This window comes from Pantoea sp. nfd-35 (assembly GCF_056892255.1).
Genome location: NZ_CP122403.1, coordinates 1,448,035 through 1,467,635 on the forward strand (window position 1 = coordinate 1,448,035; position 19,601 = coordinate 1,467,635).

Sequence of the window (19,601 nt, forward strand, 5' to 3'; positions counted from 1 at the left end):
CATGTCACTATGGCTACAATCCATGTAGACGGTAAAGAATATGATGTGAACGGAGCGGACAACCTGCTACAGGCATGTCTGTCTCTGGGCCTTGATATTCCTTATTTTTGCTGGCATCCGGCGCTGGGAAGCGTGGGTGCCTGCCGCCAGTGTGCGGTAAAGCAATTCCAGAACGCTGAAGATACCCGCGGCCGCCTTGTCATGTCCTGTATGACGCCGGCGTCTGACGGCACCTTCATCTCTATTGATGATGGCGAAGCGAAAGAGTTCCGTGAAAGCGTGGTTGAGTGGTTAATGACCAACCACCCGCACGACTGTCCGGTATGCGAAGAGGGCGGTAACTGTCATCTGCAAGATATGACGGTAATGACCGGCCACAGCTTCCGCCGCTATCGCTTCACCAAACGCACCCACCGTAATCAGGACCTTGGCCCGTTCATTTCGCATGAGATGAACCGCTGTATCGCCTGCTACCGCTGTGTGCGGTATTACAAAGATTATGCTGACGGTACCGATCTGGGCGTTTATGGCGCGCATGACAACGTTTACTTCGGCCGCCCGGAAGACGGCACGCTGGAAAGCGAGTTTTCCGGCAACCTGGTTGAAGTCTGCCCAACCGGCGTATTTACCGATAAAACCCACTCTGAACGCTATAACCGTAAATGGGATATGCAGTTCGCGCCCAGCATCTGTCAGCAGTGCAGCGTGGGCTGTAACACCAGTCCGGGTGAGCGCTATGGCGAGCTGCGCCGCATCGAAAACCGTTACAATGGCAGCGTTAACCACTACTTCCTGTGTGACCGTGGTCGCTTTGGTTACGGTTACGTCAACCTGAAGGACCGCCCTCACCATCCGGTACAGCTGCGCGGCAGCGATCGCGTGACGCTGAATGCGGAGCAGGCGGTGAACGTCGGGGCAGACGTGCTGCGCCAGGCGAAACGCGTGATTGGTATCGGCTCGCCACGTGCCAGCGTCGAGAGCAACTTTGCGCTGCGTGAACTGGTCGGGGCCGAAAACTTCTCTACCGGTATGCCTGCCGGTGAGCAGGAACGCCTTGAACTGTTGTTAAAAGTGCTGCGTGACGGCGGAATTTATACGCCATCGCTGCGTGAAATTGAAAGCTACGATGCAGTGCTGGTGCTGGGGGAAGATTTGACCCAGGTTGGCGCGCGCGTGGCCCTGTCTGTGCGCCAGGCTGTGAAAGGTAAGGCCCGTGAAATGGCCGCTGCGCAGAAAGTCGCAGACTGGCAAATCGCGGCCATCATGAATATCGGTCAGCACGCTAAGCATCCGCTCTTTGTCACCAACGTCGATGAAACGCGTCTCGATGATATTGCCGCGTGGAGCTATCGTGCCCCAGTGGAAGATCAGGCGCGTCTTGGATTTGCCATCGCCAATGCGCTGGACGAAACCGCCCCGGCCGTAAGCGATTTCGACGCTGCGCTGAACGGCAAGCTGGATGTCGTCGTGCAAGCGCTGGCCGGCGCTAAAAAACCGCTGATCGTTTCCGGTGTTCACTCAGGCAGCACTGCCATGATTGAAGCGGCCGCGAACGTGGCGAAAGCGCTGAAAGCGCGCGGCGCAGACGTCGGTATCACCTTACTGGCAGGCCATGCGAACAGCATGGGGCTGGGCCTGATGGGCGGAAACACCCTGGACCAGGCGCTAGAACAACTGCAAAGCGGCGAAGCCGATGCGGTCGTGGTACTGGAAAACGATCTCTATCGCCATGCGCCAAAAGCGCAGGTGGATGCGGCGCTGAATCAAGCCGCTAACGTGATCGTCGTTGATCATCAACGCACCGCCACGCTGGAGAAAGCCGGACTGGTTTTGTCCGCGGCCAGCTTCGCGGAAAGCGACGGCACCTCAATCAACCACGAAGGGCGCGCACAGCGTTTCTTCCAGGTGTACGATCCTGCCTATTATGACAACAGCATCGTGATGCTGGAAAGCTGGCGCTGGTTGCATTCGCTGCACAGCGCGCTGGAAAGCCGCCACGTTGACTGGACGCAGCTGGATCACGTCATTGATGCCGTGGTTGCCAGTCTGCCACAGCTGAAGGGAATTAAAGAGGCGGCACCGGATGCCAGCTTCCGTATCCGTGGTCAGAAACTGGCGCGTTCACCGCATCGTGCCAGTGGCCGTACCGCCGCGCGCGCCAACATCAGCGTGCACGAGCCGCGTCAGCCGCAGGATCAGGACACGATGTTTGCCTTCTCAATGGAAGGGAACAACCAGCCGAACGCACCGCGTTCGCAGATCCCCTTTGCCTGGGCGCCAGGCTGGAACTCACCTCAGGCATGGAACAAATTCCAGGATGAAGTGGGCGGTAAACTGCGTCACGGCGATCCCGGCGTGCGTCTGTTCGAAGCCAGCGACGCACAGTTAGCCTGGTTCAGCAGCGTACCTGGCGCGTATACCACTAACGGTCAGTTCCGCGTCGCGCCTTACTATCAGCTATTCGGTAGTGAAGAGATGACGCAGCGCGCGCCGGTGATCCAACAGCGTATGTCGGCACCCACTCTGGTCCTGAACCCGGAGGATGCGGCTAAGCTGGGCGTGAACAGTGGCGCGTCTGTGGAATTAACCTGTGCCGGTGAAACCGTACGCTTGCCTGTGCGTTTCTCCGCGTCGCTGCAGGCAGGGCAGGTGGGGCTTCCACTCGGTCTGCCGGGCGTACCGCCATTCCTGGCGAATGCAAAAATTGATTCTCTGCAGGAGGCGGCGCAATGAGCTGGTTAACTCCAGGTGTTATCGACATTCTGATCGCCGTGGGTAAAGCGCTGGTGATTCTGCTGGTCGTGGTGGGCTGCGGTGCGTTTATGAGCTTCGCCGAGCGTCGTCTGCTCGGCCTGTTCCAGAACCGCTATGGACCGAACCGCGTGGGCTGGGGCGGATCCTTGCAGCTGGTTGCTGACATGATCAAGATGTTCTTTAAAGAGGACTGGGTTCCCCCGTTCACCGACCGCTTTATCTTTACCCTGGCGCCGGTCATCGCCTTCGTGTCACTGCTGCTGGCATTTGCCATCGTGCCGGTTTCGCCGACCTGGGTCGTCACCGACCTGAACATCGGGCTGCTGTTCTTCCTGATGATGGCGGGCCTGGCGGTCTATGCCGTACTGTTTGCCGGCTGGGCGAGTAATAACAAATACTCGCTGTTAGGTGCCATGCGCGCCTCTGCGCAGACGCTGAGTTACGAAGTGTTTCTGGGACTGTCGCTGATGGGCGTAGTGGCGCAGGCGGGATCGTTCAACATGACCGATATCGTCAACAGCCAGACGCACCTGTGGAACATCATCCCGCAGTTCTTTGGTTTTCTGACCTTCTGTATTGCGGGCGTCGCGGTCTGTCACCGTCATCCTTTTGACCAGCCAGAAGCTGAGCAAGAGCTGGCCGACGGTTACCACATTGAATATGCCGGGATGAAATTCGGCCTGTTCTTTGTGGGTGAATACGTCGCGATTACCACCGTCTCAGCACTGATTGTGACGCTGTTCTTCGGGGGCTGGCATGGGCCTTTCCTGCCGCCTTTCATCTGGTTCGCCCTGAAAACGGCGTTCTTTATGATGATGTTCATCCTGATTCGTGCTGCGCTTCCGCGTCCACGCTATGACCAGGTGCTGTCGTTCGGCTGGAAAGTGTGTCTGCCGTTGACGCTGTTGAACCTGCTGGCGACCGCCGCAGTGATTCTGTACACAGCGCAGTAAGGGGTAAACAAATGACATTAAAAGATATTGTCGTAGGCTTCGGCACGACAGTTCGCAGTATCTGGATGATAGGCATGCACGCCTTCGCGAAACGCGAAACCCAGATGTATCCGGAAGAGCCGGTCTACCTGCCACCGCGCTATCGTGGTCGCATCGTTTTGACGCGCGATCCCGATGGGGCAGAGCGTTGCGTTGCCTGTAACCTGTGTGCAGTAGCCTGTCCGGTAGGCTGTATTTCACTGCAAAAGGCCGAAACCAAAGACGGTCGCTGGTATCCAGAGTTCTTCCGTATTAACTTCTCACGCTGCATTTTCTGCGGCCTGTGCGAAGAGGCCTGCCCAACCACCGCTATCCAGCTGACGCCGGATTTCGAGCTGGGCGAGTTCAAGCGTCAGGATCTGGTGTATGAAAAAGACGATCTGTTGATCTCGGGGCCGGGTAAATATCCGGAGTACAACTTCTACCGCATGGCAGGTATGGCGATTGACGGTAAAGATAAAGGTGACGCTGAAAATGAAGCGAAACCCATCGACGTCAAAGGCTTATTACCTTAAGGAGCAAGGCATGGAATTTGCGTTTTATCTTTGCGGACTGGTGGCGGTGGTGACGACGTTACGCGTCATTACCCACACTAATCCGGTACATGCGTTGCTGTACCTGATCGTTTCGCTGTTATCGGTGGCGGGTGTCTTTTTCTCCCTGGGTGCCTACTTTGCCGGTGCGCTGGAAATCATCGTGTATGCCGGTGCCATCATGGTGCTGTTCGTGTTCGTCGTGATGATGCTCAACCTGGGCAAGGCCACGGAGAAACAGGAACGCGAATGGCTCAGCCCGTCCCTGTGGATCGGTCCCGGTCTGGTGTCCTTTCTGCTACTGGCGGTCATGATTTACGCCATCATGACGGCACAGGATCAGGGCATTGACGGTAAAATCATCGACGCGAAAGCGGTCGGTATTAGCCTGTTTGGCCCGTATGTCCTGGCGGTTGAACTGGCATCAATGCTGCTGTTGGCCGGTCTGGTTGTTGCCTTCCATCTGGGACGTGAAGAGCGCCAGGGTGAAGTCCTGAGCAACCGTTCAAACGATGCCGCGCAGGCGAATAAGGAGCAAGCATGATCCCGTTACAACATGGATTGATTTTGGCCGCGGTGCTGTTCGTTCTTGGCCTGACCTCGCTGGTACTGCGCCGCAACCTGCTGTTTATGCTGATCAGCCTTGAAATTATGATCAACGCCGCGGCGCTGGCGCTGGTCGTTGCGGGTAGCTACTGGGGACAGGCCGATGGTCAGGTGATGTATATTCTGGCAATCAGCCTCGCCGCAGCGGAAGCCAGTATCGGTCTGGCCCTGCTGCTTCAGCTCTATCGTCGTCGTCAGACGCTGAACATTGATATTGTGAGCGAGATGCGCGGATGAACCTTCTCTATTTAACTGTCTTGTTTCCGCTGATCGGCTTTTTGCTGTTAGCGTTTTCCCGTGGTCGCTGGTCAGAGAATCTGTCGGCGACGGTCGGAATGGGTTCGGTGGGGTTAGCCGCACTAACTACCCTGTATGTTGGCGTTGACTTCTTTGCTAACGGGCAGCAGGTATTCACCCAGGCGCTGTGGACCTGGATTCACGTGGGCAATTTTAACATTCAGGTCAATCTGACTCTGGATGGCCTCTCGCTTACCATGCTGTCGGTGGTTACCGGCGTCGGTTTCCTGATCCATATGTTCGCCTCCTGGTATATGCGCGGAGAAGAGGGCTATTCACGCTTCTTCGCTTATACCAACCTGTTTATCGCCAGCATGGTGGTTCTGGTGCTGGCGGATAACCTGATGCTGATGTATCTGGGCTGGGAAGGGGTAGGGCTGTGTTCTTACCTCCTGATCGGCTTCTACTACAGCAATCCGGAAAACGGCAAAGCGGCGATGAAAGCCTTTATCATCACCCGCGTCGGCGATGTGTTTCTGGCCTTTGCGCTGTTCATCCTTTACAACGAACTGGGTACGCTCAACTTCCGCGAGATGGTTGAGCTGGCACCGGCACACTTTGCGGCGGACAATCACATGCTGCAGTGGGCTACCCTGATGCTGTTAGGCGGTGCGGTCGGTAAATCGGCCCAGTTGCCCTTACAGACCTGGCTGGCCGATGCAATGGCAGGCCCGACACCGGTATCGGCACTGATTCACGCCGCGACCATGGTAACGGCAGGGGTTTACCTGATTGCCCGCACGCATGGCCTGTTCCTGCTGACGCCTGAGGTGCTGCATCTGGTCGGCATTATCGGTGCCATTACCCTGGTGCTGGCAGGCTTTGCTGCCCTGGTTCAGACGGACATCAAACGCGTTCTTGCTTACTCCACCATGAGCCAGATTGGCTACATGTTCCTGGCGCTGGGCGTACAGGCGTGGGATGCCGCGATTTTCCACCTGATGACCCACGCCTTCTTTAAAGCCTTGCTGTTCCTGTCTTCAGGTTCGGTTATTCTGGCCTGCCACCACGAGCAGAACATCTTTAAGATGGGCGGACTGCGTAAGAGCATCCCGCTGGTTTACACCTGCTTCCTGGTGGGCGGCGCCGCGCTGGCGGCACTGCCACTGATTACCGCCGGTTTCTACAGTAAAGATGAAATCCTGTTTGGTGCGCTGGCGAACGGTCATCTTAACCTGATGGTAGCGGGCCTGGTGGGTGCGTTCCTGACCTCAATTTATACCTTCCGCATGATCTTCATCGTGTTCCACGGTGAAGAGAAGATTCATGCTCATGCGGGTAAAGGCATTACCCATCATCTGCCGCTGCTGGTGCTGCTGGTGCTCTCTACCTTCGTTGGCGCACTGATTACCCCACCACTGGCGGGGGTTTTGCCGGCGAATGAGTTTGGTGAAAACGGTAAAGTGACGCTGGAGATTGCATCGGGTCTGGTCGCGGTTTCCGGCATCGTGATTGCAGCCGCACTTTGGCTGGGCAAACGTCAGCTGGTGACCCGTATTGCCAACAGCGCACCGGGCCGCTTCTTCGGCACCTGGTGGTTCGCTGCCTGGGGCTTCGACTGGCTCTACGACAAGGTGTTTGTCAAACCGTACCTGGGCATTGCGTGGCTGTTAAAACGCGATCCGCTCAACGGCCTGATGAACCTCCCTGCGTTGCTTTCACGTATCGCCAATAAAGGTCTGGTGGTCAGTGAAAACGGTTATCTGCGCTGGTACGTGGCGTCGATGAGCGTGGGTGCCGTCGTGGTTCTGGCCCTGTTGCTGGTAATTTAAAGATTGATGAGCGGGGTGAGTTCGCTTACCCCAGTTAAGAATGTCCAAATAACCGAGTAATGAGCGCAATCGTCGCAGCCAGTTTCATTACCGCCAGCGCACAGCAACCGGAGCGTACTGAAGTACGTGAGGATTGCGAGCACTGCCGGGAATGAAAATGGTAAGTAAGATAGCTCATAAAAGGCCATAAAAGGGAAGTATGCCGTGTTATTACCTTGGCTAATTTTCATACCCTTCTTCGGTGGTTTTATCTGCTGGCTCGCCGAGCGCTTCGGCGCGAAAGTGCCACGCTGGATTGCACTGATCACCATGGGGCTGACGTTGGCGCTTTCACTGCAGCTGTGGTTGCAGGGAGGCTATTCACTGACGCAGGCAGCGGGTATTCCGCAGTGGCAATCGAGCTTCTCAGTACCCTGGATCCCCCGTTTCGGCATTAATTTCCATTTAGCGCTTGATGGCCTTTCGCTATTAATGGTGGTGCTGACCGGGCTGCTCGGTTTGATGGCCGTGCTGTGTTCGTGGAACGAGATCGAGAAGTATCAGGGATTCTTCCATCTTAACCTGATGTGGATTCTGGGCGGCGTTATCGGTGTGTTCCTTGCCATCGACATGTTCCTGTTCTTCTTCTTCTGGGAAATGATGCTGGTGCCGATGTACTTCCTCATCGCACTGTGGGGACATAAAGCCTCGGACGGGAAAACCCGTATCACCGCGGCCACCAAATTCTTTATCTATACCCAGGCATCAGGTCTGGTGATGTTAATTGCGATTCTGGCGCTGGTGTTTGTCCACTACAACGCGACCGGCGTCTGGACGTTCAACTACGAGCAGTTGTTGAAAACGCCCATGTCGCACACCGTCGAATATCTGCTGATGCTGGGCTTCTTTATCGCGTTTGCGGTGAAAATGCCGGTGGTGCCGCTTCACGGCTGGTTACCCGATGCGCACAGTCAGGCGCCGACAGCAGGTTCTGTGGACCTGGCGGGTATTTTGCTGAAAACTGCGGCCTATGGTTTGCTGCGTTTCAGCCTGCCGCTGTTCCCCAATGCATCCGCTGAGTTTGCCCCTATCGCGATGTGGTTAGGTATCATCGGTATCTTCTACGGCGCCTGGATGGCGTTCTCGCAGACGGATATTAAACGCCTGATTGCCTACACCTCGATTTCCCACATGGGCTTTGTGCTGATTGCGATTTACACCGGCAGCCAGTTGGCCATTCAGGGTGCGGTGATACAGATGATTGCGCACGGCCTGTCTGCGGCGGCCCTGTTTATCCTGTGTGGTCAGCTGTATGAGCGCCTGCACACGCGTGATATGCGTCAGATGGGCGGTCTGTGGTCGCGCATCAAATGGATTCCGGGTTTATCACTGTTCTTTGCTGTCGCCAACCTGGGGATGCCGGGCACCGGTAACTTCGTGGGTGAGTTTATGATCCTCACCGGCAGCTTCCAGGTCGTTCCTGTCATTATTGTGATTGCGACCTTTGGTCTGGTTTTCGCTTCGGTTTATTCGCTGGTCATGATGCAGCGTGCCTACTACGGCGAAGCGAAATCTAAAGATCCACTGCCGGGAATGTCGGCACGTGAATTCCTGACCATTGGCGTGCTCGTGGTTCTGCTGGTGCTGTTGGGTATTTATCCCCAGCCGATTCTGGATACCTCACATGCTGCAATGAGCAATATTCAGCAGTGGTTTACCGCTTCAATTTCAACTACAAGGCCGTAATTCGCCATGACAATAACTCCTCAACAATTGATCGCGTTGCTGCCGCTGTTAATCGTCGGATTGACGGTGGTGGTTGTGATGCTGTCCATTGCCTGGCGACGCAATCACTTTGTTAACGCCACGCTAACAGTGGTTGGCCTGAACCTGGCTCTGCTGTCGCTGTATTTTGTGGGCCAGGTCGGGGCGATGGACGTCACGCCGCTGCTGCGCGTTGATGCTTACTCGATGTTTTATACCGCACTGGTGATGCTGGCCAGCCTGGCAACCTGTACGTTTGCCTATCCATGGCTGGCGACTTTCCCGGATAACAAGGACGAGTTTTATCTGTTGGTCCTGATTGCCGCACTGGGCGGTATCGTGCTGTCAGCGTCTAACCACCTGGCATCGCTGTTTATCGGAATTGAACTGCTGTCACTGCCGCTGTTTGGTTTGATTGGTTACGCGTTCCGCCAGAAACGTTCGCTGGAAGCGGCCCTGAAATACACTATCCTGTCGGCGGCGGCATCGTCCTTCCTGCTGTTTGGTATTGCGCTGATTTACGCTGACTCTGGCAACCTGGGCTTCGTCAGCCTGGGCAAAAGCCTGACTGACAGCATGATTCAGGCGCCACTGTTGCTGGTGGGCCTGGGAATGCTGATTATTGGTCTGGGCTTTAAGCTGTCGCTGGTGCCGTTCCACCTGTGGACGCCAGACGTGTATCAGGGGGCACCGGCTCCGGTATCAACGTTCCTGGCCACGGCCAGTAAAATCGCCATCTTCGGTGTCGTCATGCGCTTGTTCATGTATGCGCCGGTGACCGACAGCGAAGCGGTGCGAACGGTATTGGGTATCATCGCCTTCGTTTCCATCCTGTTCGGTAACCTGATGGCGATCTCGCAGAGCAACATTAAGCGCCTGTTGGGTTACTCCTCCATCGCGCATCTGGGTTATTTGCTGGTGGCGCTGATTGCGGTGAAAGATCATCAGCTGTCGCTGGAAACCTCTGGGGTTTACCTGGCCGGTTACCTGTTCAGCAGCCTGGGTGCCTTTGGTGTCGTGAGCCTGATGTCGAGCCCTTATCGCGGTCCGGATGCGGATTCACTTTACTCGTATCGCGGTCTGTTCTGGCGTCGTCCGGTTCTGTCTGCGGTGATGACGGTGATGATGCTGTCGCTGGCCGGTATTCCAATGACGCTGGGCTTTATCGGTAAGTTCTACGTGATTGCCTCTGGCGTGAGTGCGCACCTGTGGTGGTTGACCGGTGCGGTGGTGGTGGGGAGTGCTATCGGCCTGTACTACTATCTGCGCGTGACCGTGAGCCTGTACCTGAGCCCACCAGAACTGCTTAACCGTGATACGCCTGATAACTGGGCCTTCACCGCGGGCGGCGTGGTGGTACTGATTTCAGCGATTCTGGTACTGCTGTTAGGTGTTTATCCGCAGCCGTTAATCAGACTGGTACAGATGGCTCAGCCCCTGATGTAATCGTCGATTGTCATACTGAATCAGGCCCTCGGGCCTGATTTTTTTGTCTGAAATCTGCCTACTGCACCACGCAGCGACTTAACCGCACGACCGGTGACGACGCAAGGGTTTCTGCTGCCCTAAAAAAATACGTTATCTTCATTCTGTCTCCCTATTTTTCTGCTGCAATGTCCTCTGGCTTGTTACAGGAGCATGGCCTATGGAGCGCCGTCATTTTTTATTAGGCTTCACCGCTGCGCTGATAGTCGCAAAGAGCACGCTGTCGTGGGCATCCCAGCCGGAAATCTCACACACGGTGATTCCGCTCTGGCCTGGCACGCCACCCGGCGGCGGCGGCGGCCCTGTCGGTGCCGTTAAGACCTCATCTTCGGGCGCACAGCGCAATATCGCGGTGCCGACGCTGACAGTGATCAAACCGAACATGCCCAACGGCCATGTTGTTCTGATAGCCGGCGGCGGGGGGTACAAACGGATAGAAATGGCGAAAGAAGCCTGGCCTGCGGCACGCTGGTTAACGGCACGCGGCTATACGGCGGCGATTCTGCGCTACCGGCTTCCCGGCGAGGGCTGGGCAGCGGGCAACATAGTCGCGCTGCAGGACGCCCAGCGCGCGCTGCGGCTGTTACGGCCGCAGGCAAAGCGGCTCTCGGTGCTGGGTTTTTCCGCGGGTGGGCACTTACTCGGAATGGCTGTGACGCGCCAAGACTTTCAAAGCTATGCAGCCCTTGATGCGTTGGACAGTGCGCCAGCTTATGCTGACGGGGCGGCGCTGATCTATCCGGTGATCACCCTGGAAGCGCCCTATACGCACACCGCAACGCACCGTATGTTGGTGGGAACGCATGCGACGGCGGCAGAGGATGCAGCCTGGTCGGTTCAGAATTACGTGTCATCGACATCGCCTCCCTTTTTTCTGGTCCAGGCCGAAGACGATCCGGTTTCCGATCCCCATAACACCCTGATCATGGCCAGCGCCTGCCAACAGCATCAGGTTGACGTCGAGCTGGTGCGCTATCTCACGGGCGGGCATGGCTTTGGTATGGGAAAACCCGGCACGCCGACCATGGCCTGGCCTCAACATTATCTTCACTGGCTGCAGAAAGGCCGGCGCGGTAAAGTGATGTGATGCCTCCCGGGCAGGCGGCCCATTTTAGTAAGGATAAGACATGCATATCAGTTGGCTGGATCTTCAGCATCAAGCCTTAAGCGTTCCGCAGCTCTACGCGGCGCTGGCTTTACGCTGTGAGGTATTCGTCGTGGAGCAGCAGTGCGCCTATCTGGACGTCGATGGCCTGGATTTGCAGGGCGAGAATCGTCACATTCTCGGCATGGCGCAGGGGGACCTGCTGGCCTACGCGCGCATATTGTCACCCGATCGCGCGGGGGCAGAGGTGAAAATCGGACGCGTGCTCATATCTAGTAAGGCTCGTGGCCTGAACTTAGGCAACCAGCTGATGACACAGGCAATCGCCAGTTGTGAGCAGCACTGGCCGGGGCATTCACAGTTTCTCTCTGCTCAGGCGCATCTTGAGGCGTTCTACCAGCGACATGGCTTTATCACGGTCAGCGACAGCTATCTTGAGGACGGTATTCCCCATATCGATATGCGCAGAGCAGGGCAGTAAAGCGCCGCTAACGGCTCAGATGCCCTGTGGGGCAAAAAAAATGCATCCCGGCGGTTGGCCTGAGATGCATTTCACGTGAGAGGGAAGCGTTAGCTTACGGTCATCTGGCGATCGTCAACGTATCTACGCTGGTCCGGCGGCGGTGGCACATACTGATAGAGCCAGGTCTCACTCAGGGTTTCGTCTTTGGTGCGCAGGAACAGGCGCATCTCAACGGGCTGAACGCTGTCGCTGTTGGGATACCAGTCGAACAGGATGCGGTAACCTTTTATCGGTTCGACATACAGGATCTCTACCTGTTTAAAGGTGCCTGAGGAAACCGTAATCACCGGTTCAATGCCTTTCGGTGCGGCTGCCTGCAAGTCGCCGCCGATAAAGTCCACAGCGAAACGGCGGCACCAGACATCCGGGAAGTGCTCGCCCGGCGCCCAGCCTTCGGGGAAACCACCAATGCCGGTGCGGGTCGCATCTACGCGGGCCAGATCGCTCTGAACGGGCGGCAGGGCGCTCCAGTAAAGCTTGTAGGCAAAATTGTATTCGCTACCGGCTTTGATCGGCTCTGCGGGCTGCCAGAAGCAGACGATGTTATCAAGCGTTTCGCCGGTGGTTGGAATTTCCATCAGGTTAATGGCGCCTTTGCCCCATTTGCCTACCGGTTCCACCCACAGGCTTGGGCGTTTGTTATACCAGCCAATCACGTCCTGATAGTTCTCAAAGTCATGGTCAAGCTGGAGCAGGCCAAAGCCGCGCGGGTTTTCGTCTTCGTAGGCGTTGAACTGCAGGCGCTGAGGATTATTTAACGGCCGGGCAATCCATTCACCTTTGCCGCTCCACATCGCCAGGCGATCGGAGTCATGAATCTGCGGATGATAGGTGTTACACATCCGGCGTTCGTTGGTGCCGCAGCTGAACATGCTGGTCATCGGCGAGATGCCTAACTGACGAATGTCCTTGCGGGCAAAGAGATGATTCTCAATCTCCATGACCACGCGTTCTGCTTCGCAGTGAATGACAAACTTATAGGCCCCGGTGATGCTGGCACCGTCCAGTAAGGCATAGCAGGTAAAAGTGGTGTCTTCCGCTTTCGGCGTTTCAAACCAGAAGGCCGTAAAGTCTGGAAACTCTTCCTGACCGTTGCTGAAGGTGTTGATGGCCACGCCACGCGCGGACAGGCCGTACTGATAAGTGTCATCGACCGCGCGGAAATAGCTGGCACCCAGAAACGAGACAATGTCGCGGCGGGCCAGCTCAGGTTTTTTGAAGGCGCGGAAACCGGCAAAGCCAAGATCCGTTTTACCCTGCAGTTGTTTGGTATCGACTTTGGCATCGTTGTAGTTAAACAACTCAGGACGAAAATGAATCTCGCGTGCTTCACGACTGGCGCTGTCCACAGAGAACATGCGGATGCGGCGTTTAAATCCCATGCCTACGTGGAAGAACTGCACATCCAGTTCGCGATTGGGAATATTGTTCCACAGAGAGTGGTTGGCATCATACTGAATGTCGTTGTATGCCTGTGGTGTCAGGGTTGCCAACGTGGGGGGAAGGGGGCCGGGTGCGCCGCCCCAGGGTTTTTTAGCCAGCGCGGCCGCATTCTTCTTCAACTCATCGAAATCGAAGCGTACTGCGGTTCCGTCAGCAATGCCATCATCTGCCCAGGCGGATTGCGCGAACAGCGTTGATAAGCCTGTCATACCGCTTACGGCGGAAAAGGCCATTGACGCTTTCATAAACATTCTGCGATTCATGCCAGAGATCATTCCTTAGCTGTTCGAGTTTGCTGTGACTGTCGTGTCAGCGCATTGATATGCACATGGCCTGATTATTACAGGCAACAGCTGGGTACGACAGTCGGCGTAGATAAAAATTCATTTCGTTGAAAATTTATCAGATAAATCAAATAAGCGAAGCGAAATCGCTGCCAGCGGGCCATCTCTTACACTTCTTTGCGTAGCGCCCAGCGTGACACAGATTCACTGCCATTTTGTTTACTCACGCTGATTTTCAGGCAATTCCTGGCGGAGTTCCACGCAAAGCCCTGTTTTGTGACTATAGTTAACCAGGTGCTTTGCAATTCACATGGAGGAAATGATGGTAAAACAGACTGAATCTTTTGAAACAGGCTATGACGACGATATCGCACTGCTGACCGAAACGCTGGAAGAAGTGCTGAAGTCATCAGGGGATCCGGCCGACCAGAAATACATCGAACTGAAAACCAAAGCTGAACGAGCGCTGGAAGATGTAAAGTCACGTGTTAGTCAGGCGTCCGATAGCTACTACTATCGTGCTAAACAGGTTGCTTACCGTGCCGACGATTACGTTCATGAGAAACCGTGGAAGGGCATCGGTATTGGTGCAACGGCAGGGCTGGTTTTAGGCCTGCTGCTGGCTCGCCGTTAAGCTAAACGCGTAGTGCAATACGTACAACGGGCAGGCTCACTCCTGTCCGTTTGCGCTTTCTCAATATCCCTTGCCTGCTTTATAGCTTCTTATCTCCTCCTTATCCTCTCGCCAGACGCGGCCTTATTCGACGCTAAATCTCCCTTACAGATTGTGTTTTACGCAGGGGCTTTCTAAAGTGAACCTAATGGCACAAGGAGAAAGAACGTGATTAGAGTCGAAATGCTGTCCACGGGCGATGAAGTGTTACACGGTCAAATCGTCGATACCAACGCGGCCTGGCTGGCTGATGTGTTATTTCAGCACGGAATGCCGATGACCAGCCGTACAACAGTAGGTGATTCCCTGTCGTCCCTGGTTGAGACCTTACAGGCACGTAGTCTTGAAGCGGATGTGCTCATCGTTAACGGCGGCCTGGGGCCCACATCTGATGACCTTAGCGCCCAGGCGGCTGCGATGGCGAGTGGCGTTGAACTGGTGATGCAGGAAGCCTGGCTTGAAACTATGGAAGCCTGGTTCGCCAGTCGTGGACGTGTGATGGCCGACAGCAATCGCAAACAGGCCGAAATTCCTGCCAATGCCGAAATGCTCGATAATCCGGTCGGCACCGCCTGTGGATTTGCCCTGCAGCTCAACCGTTGTTGGCTGTTTTTTACCCCCGGCGTACCCTCCGAATTTAAAGTGATGGTTGAACAACAAATCATCCCCCGCCTGAAAAATAAATTTGACCTGCCAGAGCCGCCGCTGTGTCTGCGGCTGACGACCTTTGGTCGGGGTGAAAGCGATATTGCTAATGAACTGGAGCCGCTGGCGCTGCCGGAAAACGTGTTGATGGGCTACCGTTCATCAATGCCCATTATCGAAATTAAGCTCACCGGGCCTGCCTCACAGCGCGTGGCGATGGAGCAGGTCTGGCAGCAGGTGCGTTTACTGCTGGCGGAATGCACGATTTTTGAAGGGTTGGAGGGGCTGCCTGCGCTGTTGGCGCGAGAACTGAATCAACGTAACCTGCGTCTCGCAATCAGCGAGCAGTACACGGCAGGGTTACTCAACTGGCAGTTGGCTTCGGCTGAGGTTCCCCTGAGCGCCACCGAAATTCTGCCGCAGCAGGACGAAAGCCTTGAGGTACAGGTGATGCGCACGCAGGCGCTGGCGGCGAGGCTGCAGACGCCGTTGGCCCTGTCGGTCGGCAACCTGAGCGAAGGCGAGATTTCCGTTGCGCTACACACGCCGGAGGCGACCTGGGGACAACGCGTGAAGTTTAACCACGGTCGTCATAATCTGGAAACCCGGCAAAAAGTGGTGGCGATGATGGCGATGAATATGCTGCGCCGTTGGCTACACGGCAGTGAGGTAAGCACAGGGCACGGCTGGATCGATGTGATCGAAACGGTGAAGCACTAAGCCTGAGCGTACGTAAGGGCTGGCGTCGCCCAGCCTGTCTTATGAAAGCGCCGACAAACCGTTAAGCGGCGCGCGCTGACGGTTTTATGCTGGGGACGTGGCGTTGTTGATCTCACCTGGCTGGCAGGCTTCGATTTTGAAATCAAGGTGATTGCCCGTATTCCCTGAGCCAGCGCCAGAAAAAAAACCGCCATTCGGTTGGAATGACGGTTTATTAACTGCCTGAGATGCGTGCCTAGAGTTCAAGCTCGATCTCGCCCTTCGCCTTACAGCAGCAGGGCAGGATCTCGCCCTGCTCAATAAACGCCAGCGGCTTTTCCGCGTAGTCGACTTCGCCGCTCAGTAGCCGCATCCGGCAGGAGCCGCAATAGCCCTCACGGCACTGGAATTCAACACACAGGTTGTTGGCTTCCAGCATCGTCAGCAGGTTAGGGTGATCGTCTGCGCCCTCCAGTCGGGTACCGGAACTGCGCAGAATAACAACGGAACGGCTCATCATTACAACTGGAAATCGTCGAAGTCGTTTTCGCCCACTTCGGAGTCAATCTGACCGACCAGATAGGAGCTGACTTCCACTTCCTGCGGGGCCACCTGAACGTTGTCCGACACCAGCCATGCGTTGATCCAGGGAATCGGGTTAGAACGCGTTTCGAAAGGCAGATCGAGGCCAACCGCCTGCATACGAATATTGGTAATGTATTCAATATACTGACACAGGATATCTTTGTTCAGGCCGATCATCGAACCGCCGCTGAACAGGTATTCCGCCCACTCTTTTTCCTGCAGTGCCGCTTTTTTGAACAGTTCAAAACACTCTTCACGACATTCGGCGGCGATCTCTTTCATTTCAGGATCGTCTTCGCCAGTGCGCAGCAGGTTCAGCATGTGCTGAGTACCGGTCAGATGTAGGGCTTCGTCGCGGGCAATCAGCTTAATGATTTTCGCATTGCCTTCCATCAGCTCACGCTCGGCAAACGCAAACGAGCAGGCAAAGCTGACATAGAAACGGATGGCTTCCAGCGCGTTGACGCTCATCAGACAGATGTACAACTGCTTTTTCAGGGCACGCAGGCTGACGGTGACGGACTTACCGTTAACCTGATGGGTGCCTTCACCTAACAGATGCCAGTAGCTGGTCATCTCAATCAGATCATCGTAGTACTGCGAGATATCCTGAGCACGTGCCAGAATCTGCTGGTTGGTCACGATATCGTCAAACACCACCGCCGGGTCGTTTACGATGTTACGAATGATGTGGGTGTAGGAGCGTGAGTGGATCGTCTCTGAGAATGCCCATGTTTCGATCCAGGTTTCCAGCTCAGGAATGGAGATCAGCGGCAGCAGCGCCACGTTCGGGCTGCGTCCCTGAATGGAGTCCAGCAGCGTCTGATATTTCAGGTTGCTGATAAAAATGTGTTTTTCGTGATCGGGCAGGGCCTGGTAATCGATGCGATCGCGTGAAACATCGACCTCTTCAGGACGCCAGAAGAACGAAAGCTGCTTTTCGATCAGCTTTTCAAAGATATCGTATTTCTGCTGGTCAAAACGGGCCACGTTAACGGACTGACCGAAAAACATCGGCTCTTTCAACTGGTCATTTTTATTCTGAGAAAAAGTGGAGTAAGCCATAAAAAACTGTCCAATGTAGACGAGGCTCAGCACCGGCCTCGCGGGAAAATGTGGGCGGGAATGGCTCCCGCCCGACCGTCAGATCTTACAGGCGCCGCTTTCGCAGCCATCATCCTGAATAGAAGGTGCCAGATCATCCTGCGCATCTTCCGCACCATCACGGGTGTTTTGATAATAGAGCGTCTTCACGCCGAACTTATAGGCGGTCAGCAGATCTTTCAGCAACTGCTTCATCGGCACTTTGCCATTCGGGAAGCGTGACGGATCGTAGTTGGTGTTAGACGAAATCGCCTGATCGATAAATTTCTGCATCACGCCAACCAGCTGCAGGTAACCGTCGTTGGAGGGCATATCCCACAGCAGTTCGTACTGATCTTTAAGACGCTCATACTCCGGCACCACCTGACGCAGAATACCGTCTTTGGATGCCTTGATGCTGATATGACCACGCGGCGGCTCAATACCATTGGTAGCGTTTGAAATCTGCGATGAGGTTTCAGACGGCATCAGCGCAGAAAGCGTTGAGTTACGCAGACCGTGGGTTTTAATCTGCTCACGCAGGGTTTCCCAGTCCAGGTGCAGCGGCTCATTGCAAATCGCATCCAGATCTTTCTTGTAGGTGTCGATCGGCAGTACGCCCTGCGCATAGGTGGTTTCATTAAACCACGGGCAGGCACCTTGCTCTTTCGCCAGCTCGTTTGAGGCTTTCAGCAGGTAATACTGAATGGCTTCAAAGGTTTTGTGCGTCAGGCCGTTGGCGCTGCCGTCGGAGTAACGCACGCCGTGCTTCGCCAGGTAGTAAGCAAAGTTAATCACGCCAATACCCAGCGTGCGACGGCCCATCGCACCGCGTTGTGCGGCAGGAATCGGGTAATCCTGATAATCGAGCAGGGCATCCAGCGCACGTACCGCCAGGGTCGCCAGCTCTTCCAGATCGTCCAGGCTGTCAATGGCGCCCAGGTTGAACGCTGACAGCGTACACAGCGCGATTTCACCGTTCTCGTCGTTGACGTCGCTCAGCGGCTTGGTCGGCAGCGCAATTTCCAGACACAGGTTAGACTGGCGAACCGGCGCGATGCTGGCGTCAAACGGGCTGTGTGTGTTGCAGTGATCGACGTTCTGGATGTAGATACGGCCCGTTGAGGCGCGTTCCTGCATCATCAGCGAGAACAGATCGACGGCTTTCACTCGCTGCTTGCGAATGCTGCTGTCTTTTTCATATTTGGTGTAGAGGCGCTCAAACTCATCCTGATCGGCAAAGAAGGCATCGTACAGGCCAGGCACGTCTGACGGGCTGAACAGCGTGATGTCTTCGCCTTTAAGCAGACGCTGATACATCATCTTGTTGAGCTGCACGCCATAGTCCATATGACGCACGCGGTTGCCTTCAACGCCACGGTTGTTTTTCAGCACTAACAGGCTTTCGACTTCCAGGTGCCACATTGGGTAGAACAGCGTGGCTGCGCCGCCACGAACGCCGCCCTGCGAACAGGATTTCACCGCAGTCTGGAAGTGCTTATAGAACGGGATACAGCCCGTGTGGAATGCTTCGCCACCACGGATAGGGCTGCCCAGCGCGCGGATACGTCCGGCGTTGATACCAATGCCCGCGCGCTGAGAAACGTATTTCACAATGGCGCTGGAGGTGGCATTGATCGAATCCAGGCTGTCGCCGCACTCAATCAGCACGCAGGAGCTGAACTGACGCGTAGGCGTACGCACTCCCGACATGATGGGCGTTGGCAGCGAGATTTTGAAGGTCGAGATCGCATCGTAGAAACGCTTGATGTAATCCATACGCGTATCGCGCGGATAACCTGAGAACAGGCAGGCGGCGACCAGGATATACAGGAACTGGGCACTTTCGTAGATCTCACCGGAGACGCGGTTCTGAACCAGGTATTTGCCTTCTAACTGCTTCACGGCCGCGTAGGAGAAATTCATATCGCGCCAGTGGTCGAGAAAGCCATCCATCTGCTCGAACTCTTCACGGCTGTAGTCTTCCAGCAGATGGCGATCGTACTTGCCCAGATCGACCATCTTAACAACCTGATCGTACAGCGCGGGCGGTTCAAACTGACCGTAAGCTTTTTTACGCAGGTGGAAGATTGCCAGTCGGGCGGCAAGGTATTGATAGTCAGGGGCATCGCGAGAAATAAGGTCTGCAGCGGCCTTGATGATCGTTTCATGGATGTCAGACGTTTTGATGCCATCATAAAACTGAATGTGGGAACGCAGTTCTACCTGTGAAACCGACACATTGTTCAGCCCTTCGGCCGCCCAGTCGAGGACACGGTGAATTTTGTCGAGATCAATGCGCTCCTGGCGGCCATCGCGTTTAGTAACGAGCAGACTTTGGTTCATGTCGCGTTTTTACCTTTGCGTGAGTATCCAATA

General features: G+C 55.5%; 16 protein-coding genes. 12 read left to right on the forward strand and 4 right to left on the reverse strand.

The window, feature by feature from the left end:
• Positions 1-9 precede the first annotated feature (9 nt).
• From nuoG to P9J57_RS06960, 10 genes are all read left to right on the forward strand, one after another.
• Positions 10-2,733 (forward strand): NADH-quinone oxidoreductase subunit NuoG, encoded by a 2,724-nt coding sequence (gene nuoG, locus P9J57_RS06915; RefSeq protein WP_028715403.1) that lies wholly within the window; start codon positions 10-12, stop codon positions 2,731-2,733.
• A complete protein-coding gene (gene nuoH / locus P9J57_RS06920) occupies positions 2,730-3,707 on the forward strand; it encodes an NADH-quinone oxidoreductase subunit NuoH (protein ID WP_013026509.1) in 978 nt (325 codons plus the stop codon). The genes nuoG and nuoH overlap by 4 nt, the downstream gene beginning before the upstream one ends.
• An 11-nt stretch (positions 3,708-3,718) precedes the next feature.
• Positions 3,719-4,261, forward strand: coding sequence for an NADH-quinone oxidoreductase subunit NuoI (gene nuoI / locus P9J57_RS06925; protein ID WP_013026508.1), 543 nt, complete (start codon positions 3,719-3,721; stop codon positions 4,259-4,261).
• 10 nt (positions 4,262-4,271) lie between these two features.
• Positions 4,272-4,823 (forward strand): NADH-quinone oxidoreductase subunit J, encoded by a 552-nt coding sequence (nuoJ, locus tag P9J57_RS06930; RefSeq protein ID WP_014605380.1) that lies wholly within the window; start codon positions 4,272-4,274, stop codon positions 4,821-4,823.
• Positions 4,820-5,122, forward strand: a complete 303-nt coding sequence (gene nuoK, locus P9J57_RS06935) for an NADH-quinone oxidoreductase subunit NuoK (protein ID WP_013026506.1) — start codon at positions 4,820-4,822, stop codon at positions 5,120-5,122. The genes nuoJ and nuoK overlap by 4 nt, the downstream gene beginning before the upstream one ends.
• Positions 5,119-6,954, forward strand: coding sequence for an NADH-quinone oxidoreductase subunit L (gene nuoL / locus P9J57_RS06940; protein ID WP_013026505.1), 1,836 nt, complete (start codon positions 5,119-5,121; stop codon positions 6,952-6,954). Before nuoK ends, nuoL begins: the two co-directional genes overlap by 4 nt.
• 204 nt (positions 6,955-7,158) lie before the next feature.
• Positions 7,159-8,679: an NADH-quinone oxidoreductase subunit M gene (gene nuoM / locus P9J57_RS06945; protein ID WP_013026504.1), complete on the forward strand. Its 1,521-nt coding sequence runs from the start codon at positions 7,159-7,161 to the stop codon at positions 8,677-8,679.
• Positions 8,680-8,685: 6 nt separating this feature from the next.
• Complete coding sequence (gene nuoN / locus P9J57_RS06950; RefSeq protein ID WP_013026503.1) at positions 8,686-10,143, forward strand: NADH-quinone oxidoreductase subunit NuoN; 1,458 nt, start codon at positions 8,686-8,688, stop codon at positions 10,141-10,143.
• Positions 10,144-10,342: 199 nt separating this feature from the next.
• On the forward strand, positions 10,343-11,269 hold the full coding sequence (locus P9J57_RS06955) for an alpha/beta hydrolase (protein WP_019105999.1): 927 nt from the start codon (positions 10,343-10,345) through the stop codon (positions 11,267-11,269).
• A 40-nt stretch (positions 11,270-11,309) separates the two neighbouring features.
• On the forward strand, positions 11,310-11,768 hold the full coding sequence (locus P9J57_RS06960; RefSeq protein ID WP_013026501.1) for a GNAT family N-acetyltransferase: 459 nt from the start codon (positions 11,310-11,312) through the stop codon (positions 11,766-11,768).
• Between the two features lie 89 nt (positions 11,769-11,857).
• Here P9J57_RS06960 and P9J57_RS06965 read toward each other — a convergent pair whose 3' ends face one another.
• Positions 11,858-13,516, reverse strand: a complete 1,659-nt coding sequence (locus P9J57_RS06965) for a glucan biosynthesis protein D (RefSeq protein WP_041930844.1) — start codon at positions 13,514-13,516, stop codon at positions 11,858-11,860.
• A 343-nt stretch (positions 13,517-13,859) separates the two neighbouring features.
• Between P9J57_RS06965 and elaB the strand changes: the two genes are divergently transcribed.
• The gene (gene elaB, locus P9J57_RS06970) at positions 13,860-14,171 is read left to right on the forward strand and encodes a stress response protein ElaB (protein WP_015699853.1); all 312 of its coding nucleotides are present in this window, start codon (positions 13,860-13,862) and stop codon (positions 14,169-14,171) included.
• 207 nt (positions 14,172-14,378) lie between these two features.
• Positions 14,379-15,575, forward strand: coding sequence for a nicotinamide mononucleotide deamidase-related protein YfaY (locus P9J57_RS06975; RefSeq protein ID WP_028715401.1), 1,197 nt, complete (start codon positions 14,379-14,381; stop codon positions 15,573-15,575).
• Positions 15,576-15,810: 235 nt separating this feature from the next.
• On the opposite strand, the gene yfaE is transcribed toward P9J57_RS06975, so the two are convergent.
• From yfaE to nrdA, 3 genes are all read right to left on the reverse strand, one after another.
• Entirely contained in the window at positions 15,811-16,071 is a 261-nt protein-coding gene (yfaE, locus tag P9J57_RS06980) for a class I ribonucleotide reductase maintenance protein YfaE (protein ID WP_014605383.1), read from the reverse strand.
• A gap of 2 nt (positions 16,072-16,073) precedes the next feature.
• Positions 16,074-17,204, reverse strand: a complete 1,131-nt coding sequence (gene nrdB, locus P9J57_RS06985; RefSeq protein WP_014594159.1) for a class Ia ribonucleoside-diphosphate reductase subunit beta — start codon at positions 17,202-17,204, stop codon at positions 16,074-16,076.
• 78 nt (positions 17,205-17,282) lie between these two features.
• A complete protein-coding gene (nrdA, locus tag P9J57_RS06990; protein ID WP_013026495.1) occupies positions 17,283-19,568 on the reverse strand; it encodes a class 1a ribonucleoside-diphosphate reductase subunit alpha in 2,286 nt (761 codons plus the stop codon).
• Between the last annotated feature and the right edge of the window lie 33 nt (positions 19,569-19,601).